Source organism: Micrococcus sp. HMSC31B01 (assembly GCF_001816085.1).
Taxonomy (GTDB): Bacteria; Actinomycetota; Actinomycetes; order Actinomycetales; family Micrococcaceae; genus Micrococcus; species Micrococcus luteus.
Genome location: NZ_KV825035.1, coordinates 1 through 957, shown reverse-complemented (window position 1 = coordinate 957; position 957 = coordinate 1). Strand labels below are relative to the sequence as shown.

Sequence of the window (957 nt, the reverse complement as noted above, 5' to 3'; positions counted from 1 at the left end):
GAGCCAGCGGTCCACCCGGCGCATCCGCTGCGCCGCCGTCGTGCCGCGGGTGATGTGGCCCTGCGGGCCCCGTGCCGGGACTGGGCCGGGCGTCGTGCGCGCGCGCAGCCGCCGGGCCTTCTCCACCATGGGCTCCAGCGTAGGGGAGCGGCGGGACGGGTCCGCCTAGGATGGTGACATGGCGAACACCACGTACACGCTGGTCATGCTGCGGCACGGTCAGAGCGAATGGAACGAGAAGAACCTGTTCACCGGCTGGGTGGACGTCCCGCTGACCGAGAAGGGGCGCGCCGAGGCCGCCCGCGGCGGTGAGCTGCTGGAGGCGGAGGGCATCCGCCCGGACGTGGTCCACACGTCCCTGCTCAAGCGCGCCATCACCACGGCCAACCTGGCCCTCGAGGCCGCGGACCGCCAGTGGATCCCGGTCAAGCGCAGCTGGCGCCTGAACGAGCGCCACTACGGCGCCCTGCAGGGCAAGGACAAGGCCCAGGTGAAGGAGGAGTTCGGCGAGGAGCAGTTCATGGTCTGGCGCCGGTCCTTCGACACCCCGCCGCCCGCCCTGGACGACGACTCCGAGTTCTCCCAGATCGGCGACGAGCGCTACGCGGACCTGGGCAAGGACGCCCCCCGCACCGAGGCCCTCAAGCAGGTCATCGACCGCCTGCTGCCCTACTGGGAGGAGCAGATCCTGCCCGACCTCAAGGCCGGCAAGACCGTGCTGATCGCCGCGCACGGCAACTCGCTGCGCGCCCTGGTCAAGCACCTGGACGGCATCTCGGACGAGGACATCGCGGGCCTGAACATCCCGACGGGCATCCCGCTGGTCTACGAGCTGGACCAGAACTTCAAGCCGATCACCGCGAACGGCCGCTACCTCGACCCGGAGGCCGCCGCGGCCGGCGCCGCCGCCGTGGCCGCCCAGGGCTCCGCGCACTGACGCAGCCGGCGGCGTCCACC

The 957-nt window shown here is 72.0% G+C and carries 1 protein-coding gene; it reads left to right on the top strand.

The window, feature by feature from the left end; all coding sequences use genetic code 11:
- Window positions 1-178 precede the first annotated feature (178 nt).
- Window positions 179-937 (top strand): phosphoglyceromutase, encoded by a 759-nt coding sequence (locus HMPREF3105_RS04105; RefSeq protein ID WP_070708830.1) that lies wholly within the window; start codon window positions 179-181, stop codon window positions 935-937.
- Window positions 938-957 lie beyond the last annotated feature (20 nt).

Coding starts and splice junctions, on each gene's coding strand:
- HMPREF3105_RS04105 (WP_070708830.1), top strand. CDS start 179: ATGGCGAACACCACGTACACGCTGGTCATGCTGCGGCACGGTCAGAGC.